The sequence below is a fragment of the Allobosea sp. NPDC055332 genome (genome assembly GCF_053645455.1).
Genome location: NZ_JBSHMO010000005.1, coordinates 556,984 through 575,587, shown reverse-complemented (window position 1 = coordinate 575,587; position 18,604 = coordinate 556,984). Strand labels below are relative to the sequence as shown.

Genomic DNA, 18,604 nt, shown 5'->3' with positions numbered 1-18,604 from the left:
TACCATGTTCCGAAAGAGCAGGAGGGTGGCGCCGGCCAGAACGAGGCCGGCGCCGTAGTTTCGTCAGGCGACCGAGAAGTAGGAGTTCGGGTCGGCCTGGATGTCTTCGGCGGTGACACCGACGATGGTCACGGTGTCGCCATTGCCGAGATCGACGACGGCATTGCCGCCCACGGTGGTGGCACGCGCCGCCACGTCCTCGGCCGAACCGATATCGGTGCCGTTGATGCCGCTGGAGATCTGCAGCAGGTCATGGCCGGCATCGAAGTCGAGCACGACATCGTTGCCGCCGCCGCCGTTGAAGATGAAAACGTCGTCGCCGGCGCCGCCGGAAAGGATGTCGTCACCCGCGCCGGCGAAGAGCAGGTCGTCGCCCGCGCCGCCCTGGAGGACGTCGTTGCCGGCGCCGCCTTCGAGCACGTCGCTGCCAGCGCCGCCCTGCAGGACGTCATTGCCGGCGCCGCCGAGCAGGATGTCGTCGCCCGGTCCGCCCTGGAGCAGGTCGTCGCCGTCACCACCACGCAGCACGTCGTCGCCGGCATTGCCGCGCAGGATGTCGTCGCCGGCGCCGCCGTCGAGAACGTCCTCGCCCTCGCCGCCGAACAGGCTGTCATTGCCTTCGCCGCCGGTGAGCACGTCGTCACCCTGGCCGCCGAAGAGGGCATCATTGCCCTCACCACCGGACAGGAAGTCGTTGCCGCCGTCGCCGTACAGCAGGTCGTCACCCTCTTCGCCGAAGAGAGAGTCAACCTGGTTGCCGCCATGGACGATGTCGTCCCCGGCGCCGGCAAGGATCACGTCACTGAAGCGTGTCCCTATCAAGAAATCGTCGAATGCACTGCCTTCGATCGTGGCCATTCGTCACCTCCTCGGTGATCTAAGAGCACCACCAGATATGCGGAGAACGTCCGCCGCTCGTTCTGGGTCACGGTGCGTTTACAACAGCGATCAAAAGGATCGCCATCGTGCGACGTTCGAGAGAGTAGCCAAGAAGTATAGCGTATCAAGCAATATATTATGACCATTTTGCGATGCAGCAAAGTTTATGGCATTTTATATATTGTTCACGCGAGGATTATACTGAGAACTTGATACGGATTTCGAAGTATATTGTTTCGAGTTGGAATCGGGCGGCGATGCGGCTCGATCCCGGCAGCCGGATCAGCCGAGCTCAATCCTCCCTGAAGGCGCGGTTGAAGCTGTCCCTGATCGGCGAGAGCAAATAATCCGCCGCGAAACGCCGGCCGTTGACGATCAGCACCTCGGCCGCCATGCCGGCATGCAGCGTCACCTTGTTCTCCTTCAGGCTCTGCGGCGTGATCTCGGCACGGACGATGAAGAAGGCGTTTCCGGTCTTGTCGTCGATCAGCTGGTCCGCTGCGACATAGCTGACCTTCGCCAGAAGCGGGGGCATGATCCGGGCGTTGAAGGCCGTGAGCCTGACCTGCGTGTCGGCGCCGACCCGAACCGAATCGATGTCGCGCGGATCGACCTTGGCCTCGACGACCAACGGCTCCTGCTCGGGCACGATGTCGAGGATCGCCTCGCCGGCCGTGACCACGCTGCCGGCGGTGCGCATGCGGATATTGGCGACGATGCCTTCCTGCGGCGCGGTCACCACCAGCCGGCGCAAGATATCCTGCGCCTGGACGATGCGCTCGACCACCTCCGAGAGCTGGAGCTGGCTGTCCTGCAGGTCCTTGGCGATCTCGCTCTGGCGATCGAGGCTGATCGCCTTGATCTCGAGCTCGGCGCCAGCGACGGCCTGCTCGGCCTTGGCCTTGCGCGCCTTCATCTCACCGGCACGGCCGGTGAGCTCGCTCTGGCGGGTCTGCAGTTCGACGAGCTGGGAGCGCTTGGCGTAACGCTTCTCGTAGAGCTCCGCGATCGTCTTCACCTCCTCGTCGATCAGCGTGCGCTGGTTGCGCACGGCATCGATCTGCGCCTGCAGCGCCTCGGACTCGGCCTGGTGCTGCTCGATCACGCGCTGCTGGATGCGGGTCTTGCCGTCATAGACCTGGGCGCGGGCGCGGAAGAGCGCGCGCTCGGCGTTGATCACCTCGCGAGCGATCGGCGTTCGGGCCTTCTCGATATCATCCGGGAAGTCGATCTGCGTCGCATCGCTCTGCTCGGCGCGCAGCCGGGAGAGCCTGGCTTCGAGGCCGACGCGCTTGCCTTCGAGCTGCTGCAGCTCGGCGCGGGCACGGGCGTCCTCCAGCCTGAGCAGCGGCTCGTCCTGGGCGACGCGCTCGCCCTCCGCCTTGAGCAGGGTCTTGAGGATGCCGCCTTCGAGATGGCTGACGGTCTTGCGGCGGCTGTCGACGATCACGGTCGCCTGCGCGACGGCAGCATTGTCGAGCCGCGCCGTCACCGCCCAGGCGCCGAAACCACCGAAACCGATCGTCACCGCGGCGACGCCGGCGAGGACGAGATTGCGCAGCGAGGGCATCCGCTCCTCAGGCTCCGCTTCGACCTTCATCGGTACGAGCGCACGGTCAGGCCGGCGCAGCATCGGAAGCTCGCTCATGCGCTCACCTCACGGGCAGGGGCTGGCTTTACCGGCTCGAGCTCGACCACGCCGCCAGGGGTGATCATGCCGGAAATCGCCGAACGCGGACCGAACTGGGCGACGCGGCCCTCGCGCAGCACCAGGATCTTGTCGACGATCTGCATCACCGAAGGGCGATGCGCGATCAGGATCACGATCGCACCACTCTCGCGGGCAGCCTGGATCGCGCGGATCAGGCTCTGCTCGCCCTCGGTGTCGAGATTGGCGTTGGGCTCGTCGAGCACGACGAGGCGCGGCATGCCGTAGAGCGCCCGCGCCAGGCCGATGCGCTGGCGCTGGCCGCCCGAGAGCTTGAAGTCGCTGTCGGCGACATTGGTGTCGTAGCCCAGCGGCAGGCGGCCGATCAGTTCGTGCACGCCGGCGATGCGCGCCGCCTCGAGGATGGCGTGCGGATCGGGCTTGCGCATGCGGGCGATGTTCTCGGCGATGGTGCCGTCGAGCAGCGAGACCGATTGCGGGAGATAGCCGACCATGTCGCCGAAGGAGCCGCGCTCCCACAGATAGGTGTTGTGGCCGTCGAGATAGACGCCGCCGACATTCGGCTTGAGCACACCGACGATCAGCCGTGCCAGCGTCGATTTGCCGGCCCCGGACGGCCCGACCAGGCCGAGCACATCGCCCGGCTCGAGCGTGAAGGAGACGCCCTTGATCACGGTCTGCTCACCGCCCTTGGGCGCGTAGACCAGCCTGTCGATGACGAGGTCGCCCTCGGTCGCCGGGGTCGGCACGCTCTGGCGCTGCGAGCTCTGCGACTGCAGGAGGTCGCGCACGCGCTTCCAGGCCGCGGCGGCGAGCACCCATTGGCGCCAGTCGGTGATCATCGAATCGAACGGTGCCAGCAGGCGGCCGAGCAGGATGCTCGCCGCCATCAGCGTGCCGGCCGAGACCTCGTGCCGGATGATCAGCACCGCGCCCGTCGCATAGATGGCAAGCTGCATGGTCATGCGGCTGGCGCGAGTGATGGCGGCGATGAACTTGCCGCGGCGCGTGCCGAGGTCGAGATGCTCCAGCATGGCGATCTGCTTGGCCCGCCAGCGACTGGACAGGGCCGGCAGCATGCCCATCGCCTCGATCGTCTCGGCATGGCGCAAGGTGGCGCTGATCTCGTTGATCGAGGCGACGCCCTCCTCGTTGGCCTCCTTGAGCGCCCGCCGGGTCAGCATGTCCGAGACGACGCCGAGCAGCAGCAGGATCAGCAGCGAAGCCAGGCCGACCAGGCCGTAGATCCAGTGGAAGGCGAAGAGCACGGCGAGGAAGATCGGCGACCACATCGCCTCGAGCGGCGTTGCGATCGCCGAGCTCGCGATGAAGTAGCGGAGTTCGTTGAGGTCGCGGATCGCCTGCGTCGCCTGGCCGGACCCCTTTTCCAGCGAGGTCGAGACGGCGGCCTGCAATGCCGGCAGGTTGAGCCGGCGGGCGAGGATGCTCGCCATGGCCTGGAAGGTGAGGGAACGGATGAATTCGATCGTGCCATAGAGCGCCAGCGCCCCGACTGCGATCACCAGCAGCATGGTCAAGGTATCATAGCTGCGGCTGACGATGACGCGGTCCTGAACCTGCAGCATGAACATCGGCACGGTCAGCAGCAGGATGTTGACGCAGAAGCTGAGGAAGGCGGCATAGGCCAACCCGCCGGCAAAACCGCGCTGCAGACCGCGAATCAAGACGTCGGCAGGCTGGGTCGCAACCTTCATGCAAGTCTCCAGACGGGGGTGGCCATCAGATGGCGTCGAACGCGCCAGAGCCAATAAGGCATTTCAAGAGCGTTATTGAAAGGGTGCCATGAAGGTCGTGTCTATATTATGACAGATGATGCCTTGTTAAATAGAGACAATTGCGAGGAATATGGCAGAACGGTGCTATATTTCAAAATTTGAAACAGTTCATGACTATGTCGACTCCGATAAAATCTTAAATTCATCCCGTTTGGGGTGGCATGTGCTTTGCGTATAGGCTATTCGTCAGCCATAGGGGCTCGGAGGGCTGACTGCTCATTTCGAGATCAGGCGGAGTAGGGAATGCATCTAAAACCCCATGACGGCGCTCGATTCCTAGGCAATACCTTCAACGGAGATCACCCTGACGGCGTCCGCCGTCTCGAAGCCGAATCAAGCCCGACGCGGGCACCGGTGTCGCAGCTCGACCTCGCACGCATGGTCGAGCGGATCAGCCGGCGCTTCCTCGACTATCTCAGGCTCGAGCTGACCAAGCTCGGCGTCGACGACATCTCGCCCTCGCAGGTGATGGTGCTGTTCACCATCGGCTCCGGGGAGATCGCGGTGCGCGACCTGCTCGACCGCGGCCACTATGTCGGCTCGAACGCTTCCTACAACCTCAAGCAGCTGGTCGAGAGCGGCTATCTGGAGCGTGGGGCTTCGCCGCGCGACCGCCGCCTCGCCCGGATCTCGCTCTCACCGAAAGGCCAGCTTCTCGTCGAGCGCCTGAAGCTCCTCGACGAGACCAGCCAGTTCAGCCAGGGGCTCGACGGCGATCTCGTCGCCGATCTCCAGGCCACCCACGATACGCTGCGCCGGCTCGAACAATGGTGGGGCGATGCGTTGCGCTATGGAGGGATCCTGCTCGCCTCATGCACGTCCTATTCGTTCATCGTTCAGGATCTGGTCAGTTCGCTCACCTGATCCAGCGCCTCGTCGCCGAGGGCGGCGAGGTCACGCTGGTGACGGAGCGGCCTGAGCCGGAGCGCCCAGGAGTGAGGCAGATCGCCTATTCGGTGGGCGAGCCTGCGACCACACATCCGACGCTGGCCGCCACCGACTACCATGTGCGTACCGGTGAGGCGGTTGCCGCTGAGTTGAGCAGATTGCACCAGCACGACCGGCCGGACGTCATCCTCGGCCATGTCGGCTGGGGCGGCATGCTCTTCGCCAAGGACGCGATGCCGGGCGTGCCGCTGATCGGCTATTGCGAGTATTTCTACAATGCCGCCGGCTCCGATCTCGACTTCGACCCGGCCTTCAGCGTGCCTGAGGCGGAGCGGCGCCGCATCCGCATGCGCAATGCTGCCCAGCTGGTGACACTGCAGACGCTCGACTTCGCCTATGCGCCGACCCGCTGGCAGCAGCAGCAGTACCCGCGCGCTTTGCAGCAGCGCATCGCCGTCTGCCATGACGGCATCGACATCCATTTCTGCCGCCCGGATGCGCAGGCAGCATTCACCTTGCCGGACGGGCGCGTGCTGCGCCCCGGCGATCCCGTCGTCACCTTCGCCGCCCGCGATCTCGATCCCTATCGCGGCTATCCGCAGTTCATGCGGGCGGCGGCGAAGATTGCGCAGGAGCGGCCCGAGGTGGTCTTCGTCGCGGTTGGCGGCGATGGCCCCGGCTATGGCCGGCCGCGTCCGGACGGGCGGTCCTGGCGCGAGGTGATGCTGGAGGAGACTGGGCTCGGCGACCGCATCGTCCACATCCCCTGGCTCGCCCATGCCGACCTCGTCAGGCTGTTCCAGGTCTCGGCCGCCCATGTCTATCTGAGCGTCCCTTTCGTCCTGTCCTGGTCGATGCTGGAGGCGATGGCCTGCGGCGCGCTGGTCGTCGGTTCGGCGACGCCGCCGGTCCAGGAAGTGATCCGCCATGGCGTCAACGGCCTGCTCACGCCCTTCTTCGACGAGACCAGGCTGGCGAGGACCGTGATCGCCGCGCTTGACAGAAGCACGGAGGTGGCGCCGTTGCGGGCGGCCGCGCGCCAGACGGTCATCGCGCGCTATGAGCGCGAGACCTGCGTCGATCGCCAGCTCGGCTTCATCGGCCGGCTGGTTGCCGAGGACGACCTGCTCGCTGCGCAGTAGCCGGCAGCTTCAACCCGCGGCGGACGCATCCGCCGGCAGCGCTCCGAAGAAGCCGATGATCTGGGTGATCCGGCCGTCCTCGCCGATGACAGCGATATCGAGTCCTTCCGGCAGCCTGCTGCCGTCGGCCTCGATCACGCACCAGGCAAAGCGGGCAAAGCCGTGATGCTGCTGGACCGCGCTGGTCCTGACGACACGGGCGCCGGGACGCTGCTCCAGCACGCCGGCAATGTGGTTCAGAAGCGCCTCGGCACCGCGGGTATCGGCCCGCGGATCGGTGTAGCGCGCATCCTTCGCCCAGACGTCCGCGAGAGCCACGGCCCGAGCCGTTGGATCGGGAGCGGACCAGGCCTCGCAATAGCGGTCGATGATCGCCTCGATCGACATGGTCTGTTCCTTCGATGGAGATCAGGCTGCGTCCTGATAATCCCAGCTGCCGTGCGTCTCCAGCGCCGAGCGCACCGAATTGGCCAGGAAGCAGTTCGCGTGCGCGTCATGATGCAGAGCCTCGACGGCGGCCGCGTCCGGCACCTTCGGCCCGCTGAAGACGACATGCGGCTTGAGCGTCACCGTCGCCACCCATTCCTTGCCATCGGCATTGTTGAGCATCGCCCCTTCCGCGGCGTCGGCATAGCTGTCGATCCGAAAACCGCGCAGCGCCGCCAGGTTGAGGAACCAGAGCATATGGCAGCTCGACAAGGCCGCGACATAGGCCTCCTCCGGGTCGACATTGGCGGGATTGGAGAAGGGCACGCGCACGACATGCGGTGAGCTCGAGGCCGGCACCTCCAGCCCGCCGTCGAAACGCCAGAGATGGGCGCGGCTGTAGCGGTTATCGAGGAAGGCTTCCGCCTCGCCGCGCTGCCAGGTGATCGTCGCGCCATGCGTCGCCATCATTTCTCTCCCTGCTCGGAGCAGGCCGCGAGCACGACTGCCCGTGTCGCCTGCAGATGGTGTTCGAGGATCGTCTGGGCCGCAGCCGCGTCACCCGCCGCGACCGCTGCGATCAATCGGCGGTGCTCATCGGCCCAACCCTGCTTGCGCGAGCCTGGGCCGAGGGCCTGCACGCTGAACCGGTCAATCGGAGCACGCAGCTGCCGGAACAGGGCAAGGCTGCGCGGGCGCTGCGCCGGCCCATAGAGCGCATCGTGGAAAGCGATGTCGCCGGCGATCCAGCCGAGCCGGTCGTCGGCGTCCTCCAGAGCATCCTGCCGCCGCTTCAGTTCGCGCAGCGAGCGCTGGTCATGGTGGCGCAGCGCCCGCGCCAGCAGATCGCCTTCGACCAGGAGCCTGAGATCGAAGAGCTCGTCGATCTCCTCCGCCCGCAACCGGCTCACCCGGGCGCCGCGATAATGCACGACCTCGAGCAGACCCTCGTTCTGGAGCTGGGCCAACGCTTCGCGCACCGGAATGCGGCTGACGCCGTATTCCACGGCGATCTGCTCCTGGCGCAACAGCTCGCCGGGCTGCCACCGCCCGGCATCGATCGCCTCGCGCAGACGCTGGGCGAGGGCGGACGCGGTCGTGGCAGCGGTGAGCGAGGCAATTGACATAGGATAATTGTATCCAAAATTTTCCCGACGACAAGGGGCGTTGGCTTCGACACTGTTGTCAGGGGCTCGCCGGCCCAGCTACAAGCACGCCGAACGAGAGGTCGTTCGCGCATGACATTCGAGATCGCCGCCACGCCGCAGGAGGCCGTCGACCGGCTGGAGCTGCTCTACGAGCAGGCGCGGACGGCGCTGCGCAACGACTTGCAGCGTTTCTTCCTGACCGCGCAGCCCCCGACAATCGAAGAGCGGGCGCTCTATCGCTACCCAATGTTGCGCGTCAGCTACGAGCCGTCGAAACTGCCGGCGGCGACGCGGCGCGGCTATGCGAAATTCGCGATGCCGGGCATCTATTCGACCACGGTGACCCAGCCGGCCGAGTTCCGCGCCTATCTGCTCGACCAGCTCCAGCCGCTGGTCGAGGAATATGGCGCGACGATCGAGACCGGCATCAGTAGCCAGGAAATCCCCTACCCCTATGCACTCGACGGCGGCGACGAGCTCGGTCGCGGCACGGTCACGGCGGCCGAGCTTGCCCGGCATTTCCCGACGCCGCTGCTCGCGCTGGTCGGTGACGAGGTCGCCGACGGCACCTTCGAGATCATCGAGGGCGAGCCGCGCCCGCTTTCGCTCTTCGACGCGGTCCGCGTGGATTACTCACTGCGCCGGCTGGTCCACTACACCGGCACCGACTGGCGCGCCGTCCAGCCCTGGGTGCTGCTGACCAATTACCATCGCTATGTCGACCAGTTCGTTCGGCTCGCTCTGGCCGAGATCGAGGCCGGCACGGCGCAGGCGCTGGTCGCGCCGGGCGGCATCCGCATCGATCGCGACGGCATCGACGTCAGCGCCGCCGAGCGGGTTATGTCGGCGCCCTGGCACCGCTTCCAGATGCCGGCCTATCACCTGATCCGCGAGACCGGCGAGGGTGTCACCCTGGTCAATATCGGCGTCGGCCCCTCCAACGCCAAAAACATCACCGACCATCTCGCGGTGCTCAGGCCGAACTGCTGGCTGATGGTCGGCCATTGCGGCGGCCTGCGCCAGACACAGATCATCGGCGACTACGTCCTCGCCCACGCCTATCTGCGGCAGGACGGCATTCTCGACGAACTGGTGCCGCCGGACATTCCGATCCCGGCACTGGCCGAGGTCCAGGTCGCTCTGCAGCAGGCGGCAGCCGAGGTCACCGGCGAGAAGGGCGACCGGCTGAAGCAGCGCCTGCGCACCGGCACCGTGGTGACGCAGGACGACCGCAACTGGGAGCTGCGCTGGACCAAGGAGCGCAAGCGTATCAACCTGTCGCGTGCCATCGCGATCGACATGGAGTCCGGCACGATCGCAGCGCAGGGCTACCGCCTGCGCGTGCCCTACGGCACCTTGCTCTGCGTCTCCGACAAGCCGCTGCATGGCGAGATCAAGCTGCCGGGCGCCGCCAACGCCTTCTATGAGCGGGCGGTCGGGGAACACCTCAAGATCGGCCTCGCCGCGCTTGAGAAGCTGAAAGAAGCCGGCTCATCGATCCATTCGCGCAAGCTCAGGAGCTTCGACGAGCCGCCGTTCCGGTGATGCCGTCATGCTCGCCCTTGTGGCGAGCATCCACGTCTTGAACACCGCGTGTGATCAGCGATGCTAAGACGTGGATGGTCGGGACAAGCCCACCATGACGGTAAAAATCACCGGCTCAGATTACGCCGCCGGGCAGGCCGCCCCGCTGTCAGCCCAGGCCTGCATCAATTCGCCGAACTGCGCATTCGTCCCCGGCACCGGCTGGCGGCCCTTGCCGGGGTTCCAGCCCCAGAGCACCAGCGTGTCGGTGGTGACGTGCTTGACGATCGCCGCGAGGTCGCGGCTGCCGTTGCGGTTCTGGTCCTTGAGCTGTTCGCAGATCTGGCCCAGCGTCTTGCCCTCCCAGGCCATCGAGGCCGGGGCGAGCGCCCAGTGACCGTCGCCGGGAATGCCGGCCGGGTCGAAGTTCTGCTTGCCGTGGCAGGTGGTACAGGCGAGGCCGGGCGCGCCATGCCCGTCCTTGCCGCGCACCACCACCGGCTGATGCAGCCGCCCGGCATCGCTCTGCCGCGGCCGCTCCGTTGCCGGGTGGCAGTTCATGCAGCGCGGATGCTGCAGCACCTTGCCGATCTCGTTGAACAGGGCGACCGAGCGGTCGCGCTGATTGGCGATGTTGGCGAAGCTCGCCGCCGGGCGTAAGCCCGCCCCACCCGGCGCCGGCGCGGTCTGCGCCAGCGTCAAGGCACTGCCGAGCAGCAGGGTGACGGCCGCCACGGCCGAAGCGAGAGCGAGCGACCGCATCACACCGTCCCCCCGACCATCGGCAGCGACAGCGGGCGCTCGCGCCCGAGCCGCGCCAGCGCATTGGCGACTGCCGGTCCGATCGGCGGCACGCCGGGCTCGCCGACGCCGGTCGGCTTCTCGGTCGACGGCACGATCCTGACCTCGACCTCCGGCATCTCGTTGATGCGCAGCGAGCGATAGCTATCGAAATTGGTCTGGACCGGCCGGCCCTGGTCGAGGGTCAATTCGCCATAGAGGACATGGCCGAGGCCGAAGCCGATGCCGCCTTCGATCTGGGCCCGGATGATGTCGGGATTGACCGCGACACCGCAATCGATCGCGCACCAGACCTTGTGCACTTTGGGCTCGCCGCCTTCGCCGAGCGAGACCTCGGCGATCTGCGCGACATAGGATCCGAAGCTCTCGACCACGCCGACGCCGCGGGCCCGGCCGTCGGTCGGGCCCGGGCCGTTCCACTTGGCGAGGTCCGAGACGGCCCTGAGTACATTGGCGAGCCGCTGATGCTTGCCCATCAGGGCAAGCCGCCCGGCGACCGGATCCTGCCCGGCCTCCTGCAGCAGCCGGTCGATGAAGCACTCGACCGCATAGCCGGTATGGGTGTGGCCGACGGAGCGCCACCACAAGGTGGGCACGCCGACATCGACGGTGTGCAGATCGCAGCGGAAGTCGGCGACCTCGTAGGGCAGCTCGTTGGCGCCCTCGACCATCACCGGGTCGACCCCGTCCTTGATCATCGCCTCGAAGGGCGAGCCCTTCAGGAAGGACTGGCCGACGATCGCGGCACTCCAGGCGGTGATCTTGCCGTCCTTCACCGCGCCGCGCATGCGATGCAGGAAGAGCGGGCGGTAATAGCCGCCGGAGAGGTCATCCTCGCGGGTGCGCACCAGCTTGACCGGGCGGTTCGGCCCGATCGCCTTGGCTGCCTCGGCGAGCTCGACCGCGAGCTCGGAACTCGGCTGCGCCCGCCGGCCGAAGCTGCCGCCGCCGAGCATGGTTTCGACCTGGACCTTCTCCGGTCCGAGGCCGAGCACCTTGGCGATGACCTGATGGTCGATGGTCTGGAGCTGGCTGCCGAGGCGGGCAAGCGCGCCCTGGGCGTTCCATTCGAGATAGCCATCGAGCGGCTCCATCGGCGCGTGCGCCAGATAGGGGAAGACGTATTCCGCCTCGATCACCTTGTCGGCCTTGGCGAGAACTGCCTCGGCGTCGCCATGCTTGCCAGCGAGCGTGCCTTGCGTCCGGGCGAGCTTGCGGTACTCGGCGAAGAGCTCGCGGCTGCCGCGCTTCTCGGCGGCGCTCTCGTCCCAGGTCACCTTCAGGGCTTCGCGCCCCTTCAGTGCCGGCCAGGTTCCGGTCGCATAGACGGCGACGCCCGAGGGGATCTGCTGGACGTCGACGACGCCCTTGACCTTTTTCGCCTCGGTCGCGTCGAAGGAGGCGACCTTGCCTCCGAAGCGCGGTGGCCGGGCGACCACCACCGTCAGCATGTTCGGCGTATGGATATCGATGGTGAACTGCGCCTTGCCGGTCGACTTGCCAAGGCTGTCGAGGCGAGGCGTCGTGCCGTCCTTGCCGATCAGCCTGAACTGCGCGGGTTCCTTGAGCTTGACCTCGGCAGGAGCCTGCAGCTTCGAGGCGGCCTCGGCGAATTCGCCGAAGCGACCCTGCTTGCCGGAAGCGTGCTTCAGCACGCCCTTCTCTATGCCGATCTCGGCGGCCGGCGCCTTCCAGGCCTCGGCGGCCGCCTGCACCAGCATGGCGCGCGCCGTCGCGCCGGCCTTGCGCATCTGCTCATAGGAATTGGCGATCGCGGTCGAACCGCCGGTGCCCTGGATGCCGAAGGCGAGGTTGGCATAGAGCTTGGGATCGGAGGCGGAATGCTCCGCCCGCATCTGGGTCCAGTCGGCGTCGAGCTCCTCGGCGGCGAGGGTGGCGAGGCCGGTGAACGGGCCCTGGCCGAACTCGATATGCTTGACCAGCACCGTCACGGTGTCGTCGGCGGCGATGCGGATGAAGGCGTTCGGCGCGAAGGCGGCTGCACCGCCCGGCTTGAACACCTGGGCTGCACCCGATTGCGCCCGGCCGGCCGTCGGCAGGCTCATGCCGATGACGAGCGCACCGGCGCCCTTCAGGAGATTGCGGCGGGAGAGATTGATGTCGTGCGCGGTCATGATCAGCCCTCCAGCGTGCGCGCGGCGTCGTGGATCGCAGCGCGGATGCGGACATAAGTCGCGCAGCGGCAGAGATTGCCGTTCATCGCGAGGTCGATGTCGCGATCGGTCGGCTTGCGGATCTCTTTGAGCAGCGCGATCGCGCTCATCACCTGGCCGGACTGGCAATAGCCGCATTGCGGCACGTCGTGCTTGACCCAGGCCGCCTGCACGGCCTGCGCTTCCTTGCCGGCGAGCGCCTCGATCGTGGTGATCTTCGCGTCCCCGATACCCGACACCGGCATGGAGCAGGAGCGCAGCGGCTGGCCGTCCATGTAGACGGTGCAGGCGCCGCATTGCGCGACGCCGCAGCCGAACTTGGTGCCGGTCAGTCCGAGATTGTCGCGCAGGACCCAGAGCAGTGGGGTGTCGTCGTCGACGTCGACGCGATGCGTCGTGCCGTTGATATTGATCGAGTGGACCATGGCTGCCTCGCGAGATCGCTGGTCATGACGCAGCGCGGCACCATGGCAGCCGGATCGAGGCTCGCTCGCAGGCCCGTTCTGACATATCAGAAGGCGGGCGGTGATCCGTCGTCTTGGGTCGCGCGACTAGACGAGTTAGACGATTTGCGTCTAACTAGAATGGTCGCCGACAGTTTGGATTCTGTCAAGACTGCAAATGAGCGACCGCAGCGAAAGTTCCGTAGCGTCCAGCGAGGACGGCAAGGGCCGCATCGAGCAGATCGCGGAGGCGGCACTGCGCCTCTTCGCCCGCTATGGCTACAAACGCACCTCGATGGACGACATCGCGCGCGAGGCCGGGGTCGCCCGCGCCACGCTCTACCTCCATTTCAAAGGCAAGGACGACGTCTTCCGGGCCATGCTCGCCGGCCTCGGCAGCCAAGTCGAGACACGTTGCCGCGAGGCGCTGGCAGGGCCCGGCCCGTTCGCGCAGCGGCTCGCCGCGCTCATGGCGGCCCATCACGGCACTGCCTTCAGCGCCTTCAGCGCCGGCGAGCATCTCGGCGAGCTCAAGGCGGTGATGGTTGCGATCGCGGGGGCGGAACTCGCTGCGTTCGAGGCGATCTTCGTCGGGTTCGCCCGCCAGCTGTTCGAAGAGGCTGCTGCGCAGGGCGAGATTGCGATTGAGCGCAGCGGCCTTCCGCTGGACACGCTGATCGCGACGATGATGCGCGCCGCCGCCGGCGCCAAATACGGCGAGCAGCCGTCCTGCGAGGATTATCTGCTTCGCCTGCGCGAGATCGCCGCGGTCTTTGCAGCTGCGGTGGCCAGGGATGCGCCGCTTCGAGCCTGAGCGCGATTGAGTTTGGCCTTTCTGTGTAAGTCTTTCGTCTAGAAGCGAGAGCTTCGCTTGCCCAGCATGGGCTTTTGCGCACACCCGCGCCGTTGACATGGGCGATATGCGCGGTGCAGCATGCCGCCCGGGGAAACGAACAATCCAGCAATGACTAAGGTTAAGGGCGGATGTCTGAGGATATTATTCTATCGACCTCAGGCCTCACGAAAGAATTCGCTGGCTTTACAGCCGTCAATGGCGTCGACCTGAAGGTCAGGCGCGGGTCGATCCATGCGCTGATCGGCCCGAACGGTGCAGGCAAGACGACCTGCTTTAATCTGCTGACCAAGTTCCTGCCGCTGACGCGAGGCCAGATCGTCTACAACGGCCGCGATATCTCGCGCGAGAAGCCGGCCGAGATCGCCAGGCTCGGGCTGGTGCGCTCGTTCCAGATCTCGGCGGTGTTCCCGCAGCTCTCGGTCAAGACCAATGTCCGCGTCGCGCTGCAGAGGAAGCGTGGCGACTCGTTCGATTTCTGGCGTTCGGAAAGGGTCCTGTCCTCGCTCGATGCCGAGGCGCTGCGGCTCGTCGACGCCGTCGGCCTGTCGGCCTTCGCCGACCTGCCGGCGGGCGAGCTTTCCTATGGCCGCAAGCGCGCGCTGGAGATCGCGACCACGCTCGCGCTCGAACCCGAGATGCTGCTGCTCGACGAGCCGATGGCCGGCATGGGCCGCGAGGACATCGAGCGCATCGAGGCCCTGATCCGCAAGGTCTCGAAGGACCGCACCATCCTGATGGTCGAGCACAATCTCTCGGTCGTCGCCTCGCTCTGCGACCGTATTACCGTGCTCGCCCGCGGCCAGGTCCTGGCCGAGGGCGACTATGCCACCGTCTCGAAGGATCCACGCGTGGTCGAAGCCTATATCGGATCGGGAGTCGGCCATGGCCACTGAAGCCGTGCTGGAGCGCCCGGCCATGGCGGCCGGCGGCAAGCCGCTGCTGGCGGTGCGCGGGCTCGAGGCCTGGTATGGCGAAAGCCATGTCCTGCATGGCATCGAGCTCGATGTCGGCGAGGGCGAGGTTGTGACGCTGCTCGGCCGCAACGGCGCCGGCAAGACCACGACGCTGAAGTCGATCATGGGTGTGATCGGCAAGCGCAAGGGCTCGGTCAGCTTCGCCGGGCAGGAGACGATCTCGCTGCCCTCGCGCGCGATTGCCCGGCTCGGCATCGGCTATGTGCCGGAGGAGCGCGGCATCTACTCGACCCTCTCGGTCGAGGAGAACCTGATGCTGCCGCCGCAGGTGAAGCCCGGTGGGCTCCCGGTCGAGCAGATCTTCACGCTCTTCCCCAATCTCAAGGAGCGGCTGAAGAGCCAGGGCACCAAGCTCTCGGGCGGCGAGCAGCAGATGCTGGCGATCGGCCGCATCCTGCGTACCGGCGCCAACCTGCTCCTGCTCGACGAGCCGACCGAAGGCCTTGCGCCTGTCATCATCGACCAGATCGGCGCGACCATCCGCATGCTCAAGCAGAAGGGCTTCACCATCGTCCTGGTCGAGCAGAACTTCCGCTTCGCCCAGACGGTGGCCGACCGCCACTATGTCGTCGAGCAGGGCAAGGTCGTCGACATGATCCCGAATGCCGAACTCGACGCCAATATCGACAAGCTCCACACCTATCTCGGAGTCTGACGCAGGGCGTCCAACAAGAACCGTACGGACATCAGACATCTCAGGGAGAGAGAACATGCAGCTCAAGACATTGCTCGCGGCCACGGCGCTGGGCGCGCTGATGGTTTCGCCGGCGCTGGCGCAGCAGATCTCGGTCAAGGCCGGTGTGCTCAACGATCGCTCCGGCCTTTATGCCGACCTTTCGGGTGAAGGCTCGGTGATCGCCGCGCGCCTGGCGGTCGAGGACTTCAAGGCGGCCGAGAAGGGCATCAAGGTCGAGATCGTCTCGGCCGACCACCAGAACAAGCCGGACGTCGGCTCGACCATCGCCCGGCAATGGTACGATCAGGACGGCGTCGACCTGATCCTCGACGTGCCGACCTCCTCGGTCGCGCTGGCGGTCAACCAGATCACCCGCGAGAAGAACAAGGTCCACATCAATTCCGGCGCGGCCTCCTCGGACCTGACCGGCAAGGCCTGCTCGCCGAACACCGTCCACTGGACCTATGACACCTACGCGCTGGCGCAGGGCACCGGCGGCGCCATGACCAAGGCCGGCGGCGACAGCTGGTTCTTCCTCACCGCGGACTACGCCTTCGGCCATGCGCTCGAACGCGATACCTCGGCCGTGGTGACCAAGGCCGGCGGCAAGGTGCTTGGTGCCGTCCGCACGCCGTTCCCCGGCACGGACTTCTCGTCCTTCCTGCTGCAGGCGCAGGCGTCGAAGGCCAAGGTCATCGGCCTCGCCAATGCCGGTGGCGACACCATCAACTCGATCAAGCAGGCGGGCGAGTTCGGCATCGTCGCCGGCGGCCAGAAGCTGGCCGGCCTGCTGGTCTTCGCCACGGACGTGCATGCGCTGGGCCTGCAGACGGCTCAGGGGCTCGTGCTGACCGAGTCCTTCTACTGGGACATGAACGACCAGACCCGCGCCTGGTCCGAGCGCTTCGCCAAGCTCAATGGCGGCAAGAAGCCCTCCATGGTCCAGGCCGGCGTCTACTCCGGCATGCTGCACTATCTGAAGGCGGTCGAGGCGGCCAAGAGCAAGGATTCGGCTGCCGTCATGGCCAAGATGAAGGAACTGCCGACCGACGACCCGCTGTTCGGCAAGGGCTCCGTCCGGGCCGACGGCCGCAAGATGCACGACATGTATCTGTTCGAGGTCAAGAAGCCGTCGGAGTCGAAGGGCCCGTGGGACTATTACAAGCAGATCGCGGTGCTCAAGGCCGACGAGGCCTTCAAGCCGCTCGCCGAGAGCGAGTGCCCGCTCGTCAAGAAGTGACCGGCTGAGCCTGTCCCAACACGTCGCTCCGGGGCCGCAAACGGCCCCGGACCAGCTTACTTAGAACGGTCGATCGCATGTTCGAGCTCCTGGGTGTCCCTCCACAAGCCCTGTTCGGCCAGCTTCTGCTCGGCCTGATCAACGGCTCGTTCTATGCGATCCTGAGCCTCGGCCTGGCGGTGATCTTCGGCCTGCTCAACATCATCAACTTCACCCATGGCGCCCAGTACATGATGGGCGCGTTCGTCGCCTGGATGTGCCTCAACTATCTCGGCATCAACTACTGGGCGGCGCTGCTGCTGGCGCCGATCGCGGTCGGCTTCACCGGCGTGGTGATCGAGCGATTCCTGCTCAAACGCATCGCCCATGTCGACCATCTCTACGGGCTGCTGCTGACCTTCGGCCTGGCGCTGATCATCCAGGGCCTGTTCCGCAACCAATACGGCTCCTCCGGCCTGCCCTACCAGATCCCGGCCGAACTGCGCGGCGGCTACAATCTCGGTTTCATGTTCCTGCCGACCTATCGCGGCTGGGTCGTCATCGCCTCGCTGATCGTCTGCCTCGCCACCTGGTTCATGATCGAGAAGACCAAGCTCGGCTCCTATTTGCGCGCCGCGACCGAGAACCCGACCCTGACCCAGGCCTTCGGCATCAACGTGCCGCTCCTGGTGACGCTGACCTATGGTTTCGGCGTCGCGCTCGCCGCCTTTGCCGGCGTGCTGGCGGCGCCGATCTACTCGGTCAACCCGAACATGGGCGCCGACCTGATCATCGTCGTCTTCGCCGTCGTCGTCATCGGCGGCATGGGCTCGATCATGGGCGCGATCGTCACCGGCTTTTCACTCGGCCTGGTCGAGGGCCTGACCAAGGTGTTCTACCCGGAAGCCTCGGCGACCGTGATCTTCATCATCATGGCGCTCGTGCTTCTGGTGAAGCCGGCCGGCCTGTTCGGCCGCGCTGCGTGAGGAATTGAGATGGCAGACATCGCTTCCACCGACGCTTCCGCCGCCGGCCTCTCCATCGGCGAGACCGACGACAGCACCGCGCGCTTGCACCGCAACCTGATGATCGGCATCGCGGTCGCGCTCGTGATCGCCCCCTTCGTCGCCTATCCCGTCTTCGTCATGAAGGTTCTGTGCTTTGCGCTGTTCGCGCTCGCCTTCAATCTTCTGCTCGGTTACGGCGGGCTCCTGTCCTTCGGACACGCCGCCTATTTCGGCATGGCGAGCTATGTCAGCGCCTACACCGCCAAGCACTGGGGACTGACGCCGGAGCTCGCCATCCTCGCCGGCACGGGGATCGCCGCCCTGCTCGGCCTCGCCTTCGGTGCGCTCGCGATCCGCCGCCAGGGCATCTATTTCGCCATGATCACCCTGGCGCTGGCGCAGATGGCGTTCTTCTTCTCGCTGCAGACGCCGCGCTTCACCGGCGGCGAGGACGGCATCCAGGCGGTGCCGCGCGGCAAGCTCCTCGGCCTCGTCAGCCTCGCCGATGATCGCGCGCTCTACTGGCTCGTCGCCGCGATTTTCTTCGGCGGGCTGCTGCTGATCTACCGCATCATCCACTCGCCCTTCGGCCAGGTCTGCAAGGCGATCCGCGACAACGAGCCGCGCGCGATCTCGCTCGGCTACCGTGCCAGCCAGTACAAGCTCGCCGTCTTCGTGCTCTCGGCCGGGCTGGCGGGGCTCGCCGGCGCGACCAAGGCGATCGTCTTCCAGCTGGCCTCCCTCACCGACGTGCACTGGTCGATGTCGGGCGAGGTCGTGCTGATGACGCTGGTCGGCGGACTCGGCACCGTCTTCGGCCCGATCGTCGGCGCAATCGTCATCGTCTCCATGCAGAATTTCCTGGCGACACTCGGCGCCTGGGTCACGGTGGTGCAGGGCGTCGTCTTCGTGATCTGCGTCCTGCTCTTCCGCGAAGGCATCCTCGGCCTGATCGCCAAATGGATCAAGAAGCCGCTCTGAG

The 18,604-nt window shown here is 66.2% G+C and carries 18 protein-coding genes; 9 read left to right on the top strand and 9 right to left on the bottom strand.

Translation table 11 applies throughout. The features are described from left to right. Positions 1-63: 63 nt before the first annotated feature. The 3 genes from ACWIGM_RS28260 to ACWIGM_RS28250 form a co-directional block, all read right to left on the bottom strand. On the bottom strand, positions 64-858 hold the full coding sequence (locus tag ACWIGM_RS28260) for a calcium-binding protein (RefSeq protein ID WP_454029291.1): 795 nt from the start codon (positions 856-858) through the stop codon (positions 64-66). 313 nt (positions 859-1,171) lie between these two features. Continuing rightward, entirely contained in the window at positions 1,172-2,527 is a 1,356-nt protein-coding gene (locus tag ACWIGM_RS28255) for an HlyD family type I secretion periplasmic adaptor subunit (protein ID WP_454029290.1), read from the bottom strand. Then, positions 2,524-4,263, bottom strand: a complete 1,740-nt coding sequence (locus ACWIGM_RS28250) for a type I secretion system permease/ATPase (RefSeq protein ID WP_454029289.1) — start codon at positions 4,261-4,263, stop codon at positions 2,524-2,526. The genes ACWIGM_RS28255 and ACWIGM_RS28250 overlap by 4 nt, the downstream gene beginning before the upstream one ends. Before the next feature lie 459 nt (positions 4,264-4,722). Between ACWIGM_RS28250 and ACWIGM_RS28245 the strand changes: the two genes are divergently transcribed. Next, a complete protein-coding gene (locus ACWIGM_RS28245; protein ID WP_454029419.1) occupies positions 4,723-5,208 on the top strand; it encodes a MarR family transcriptional regulator in 486 nt (161 codons plus the stop codon). Beyond that, on the top strand, positions 5,157-6,374 hold the full coding sequence (locus ACWIGM_RS28240) for a glycosyltransferase (RefSeq protein WP_454029288.1): 1,218 nt from the start codon (positions 5,157-5,159) through the stop codon (positions 6,372-6,374). The genes ACWIGM_RS28245 and ACWIGM_RS28240 overlap by 52 nt, the downstream gene beginning before the upstream one ends. A 9-nt stretch (positions 6,375-6,383) precedes the next feature. On the opposite strand, the gene ACWIGM_RS28235 is transcribed toward ACWIGM_RS28240, so the two are convergent. Genes ACWIGM_RS28235 through ACWIGM_RS28225 form a run of 3 tightly spaced genes read right to left on the bottom strand, consistent with a single transcriptional unit; the run spans position 6,384 to position 7,927 of the window. Continuing rightward, positions 6,384-6,761 (bottom strand): nuclear transport factor 2 family protein, encoded by a 378-nt coding sequence (locus ACWIGM_RS28235; protein ID WP_454029287.1) that lies wholly within the window; start codon positions 6,759-6,761, stop codon positions 6,384-6,386. Between the two features lie 21 nt (positions 6,762-6,782). After that, complete coding sequence (locus ACWIGM_RS28230) at positions 6,783-7,268, bottom strand: OsmC family protein (protein ID WP_454029286.1); 486 nt, start codon at positions 7,266-7,268, stop codon at positions 6,783-6,785. Continuing rightward, positions 7,268-7,927, bottom strand: a complete 660-nt coding sequence (locus tag ACWIGM_RS28225) for a GntR family transcriptional regulator (RefSeq protein ID WP_454029285.1) — start codon at positions 7,925-7,927, stop codon at positions 7,268-7,270. Before ACWIGM_RS28225 ends, ACWIGM_RS28230 begins: the two co-directional genes overlap by 1 nt. Positions 7,928-8,038: 111 nt before the next feature. Between ACWIGM_RS28225 and ACWIGM_RS28220 the strand changes: the two genes are divergently transcribed. Next, positions 8,039-9,493: an AMP nucleosidase gene (locus ACWIGM_RS28220; RefSeq protein ID WP_454029284.1), complete on the top strand. Its 1,455-nt coding sequence runs from the start codon at positions 8,039-8,041 to the stop codon at positions 9,491-9,493. Between the two features lie 120 nt (positions 9,494-9,613). Here ACWIGM_RS28220 and ACWIGM_RS28215 read toward each other — a convergent pair whose 3' ends face one another. The 3 genes from ACWIGM_RS28215 to ACWIGM_RS28205 are packed head-to-tail and all read right to left on the bottom strand — an operon-like array spanning position 9,614 to position 12,872. Then, entirely contained in the window at positions 9,614-10,234 is a 621-nt protein-coding gene (locus ACWIGM_RS28215) for an Isoquinoline 1-oxidoreductase subunit (protein WP_454029283.1), read from the bottom strand. After that, positions 10,234-12,408 (bottom strand): xanthine dehydrogenase family protein molybdopterin-binding subunit, encoded by a 2,175-nt coding sequence (locus tag ACWIGM_RS28210; protein ID WP_454029282.1) that lies wholly within the window; start codon positions 12,406-12,408, stop codon positions 10,234-10,236. The genes ACWIGM_RS28215 and ACWIGM_RS28210 overlap by 1 nt, the downstream gene beginning before the upstream one ends. Positions 12,409-12,410: 2 nt before the next feature. Further along, positions 12,411-12,872, bottom strand: a complete 462-nt coding sequence (locus ACWIGM_RS28205; RefSeq protein WP_454029281.1) for a (2Fe-2S)-binding protein — start codon at positions 12,870-12,872, stop codon at positions 12,411-12,413. A gap of 196 nt (positions 12,873-13,068) precedes the next feature. Between ACWIGM_RS28205 and ACWIGM_RS28200 the strand changes: the two genes are divergently transcribed. The 6 genes from ACWIGM_RS28200 (at position 13,069) to ACWIGM_RS28175 (ending at position 18,603) form a co-directional block, all read left to right on the top strand. Then, positions 13,069-13,704 (top strand): TetR/AcrR family transcriptional regulator, encoded by a 636-nt coding sequence (locus ACWIGM_RS28200; RefSeq protein WP_454029280.1) that lies wholly within the window; start codon positions 13,069-13,071, stop codon positions 13,702-13,704. Positions 13,705-13,874: 170 nt separating this feature from the next. Then, entirely contained in the window at positions 13,875-14,639 is a 765-nt protein-coding gene (locus ACWIGM_RS28195) for an ABC transporter ATP-binding protein (protein WP_110492180.1), read from the top strand. Beyond that, positions 14,629-15,375 (top strand): ABC transporter ATP-binding protein, encoded by a 747-nt coding sequence (locus ACWIGM_RS28190; RefSeq protein WP_454029279.1) that lies wholly within the window; start codon positions 14,629-14,631, stop codon positions 15,373-15,375. The genes ACWIGM_RS28195 and ACWIGM_RS28190 overlap by 11 nt, the downstream gene beginning before the upstream one ends. 55 nt (positions 15,376-15,430) lie before the next feature. Next, a complete protein-coding gene (locus ACWIGM_RS28185) occupies positions 15,431-16,636 on the top strand; it encodes an ABC transporter substrate-binding protein (protein WP_454029278.1) in 1,206 nt (401 codons plus the stop codon). Between the two features lie 77 nt (positions 16,637-16,713). Beyond that, complete coding sequence (locus ACWIGM_RS28180; RefSeq protein ID WP_454029277.1) at positions 16,714-17,601, top strand: branched-chain amino acid ABC transporter permease; 888 nt, start codon at positions 16,714-16,716, stop codon at positions 17,599-17,601. A gap of 9 nt (positions 17,602-17,610) precedes the next feature. Next, positions 17,611-18,603: a branched-chain amino acid ABC transporter permease gene (locus tag ACWIGM_RS28175; protein ID WP_454029276.1), complete on the top strand. Its 993-nt coding sequence runs from the start codon at positions 17,611-17,613 to the stop codon at positions 18,601-18,603. Position 18,604 lies beyond the last annotated feature (1 nt).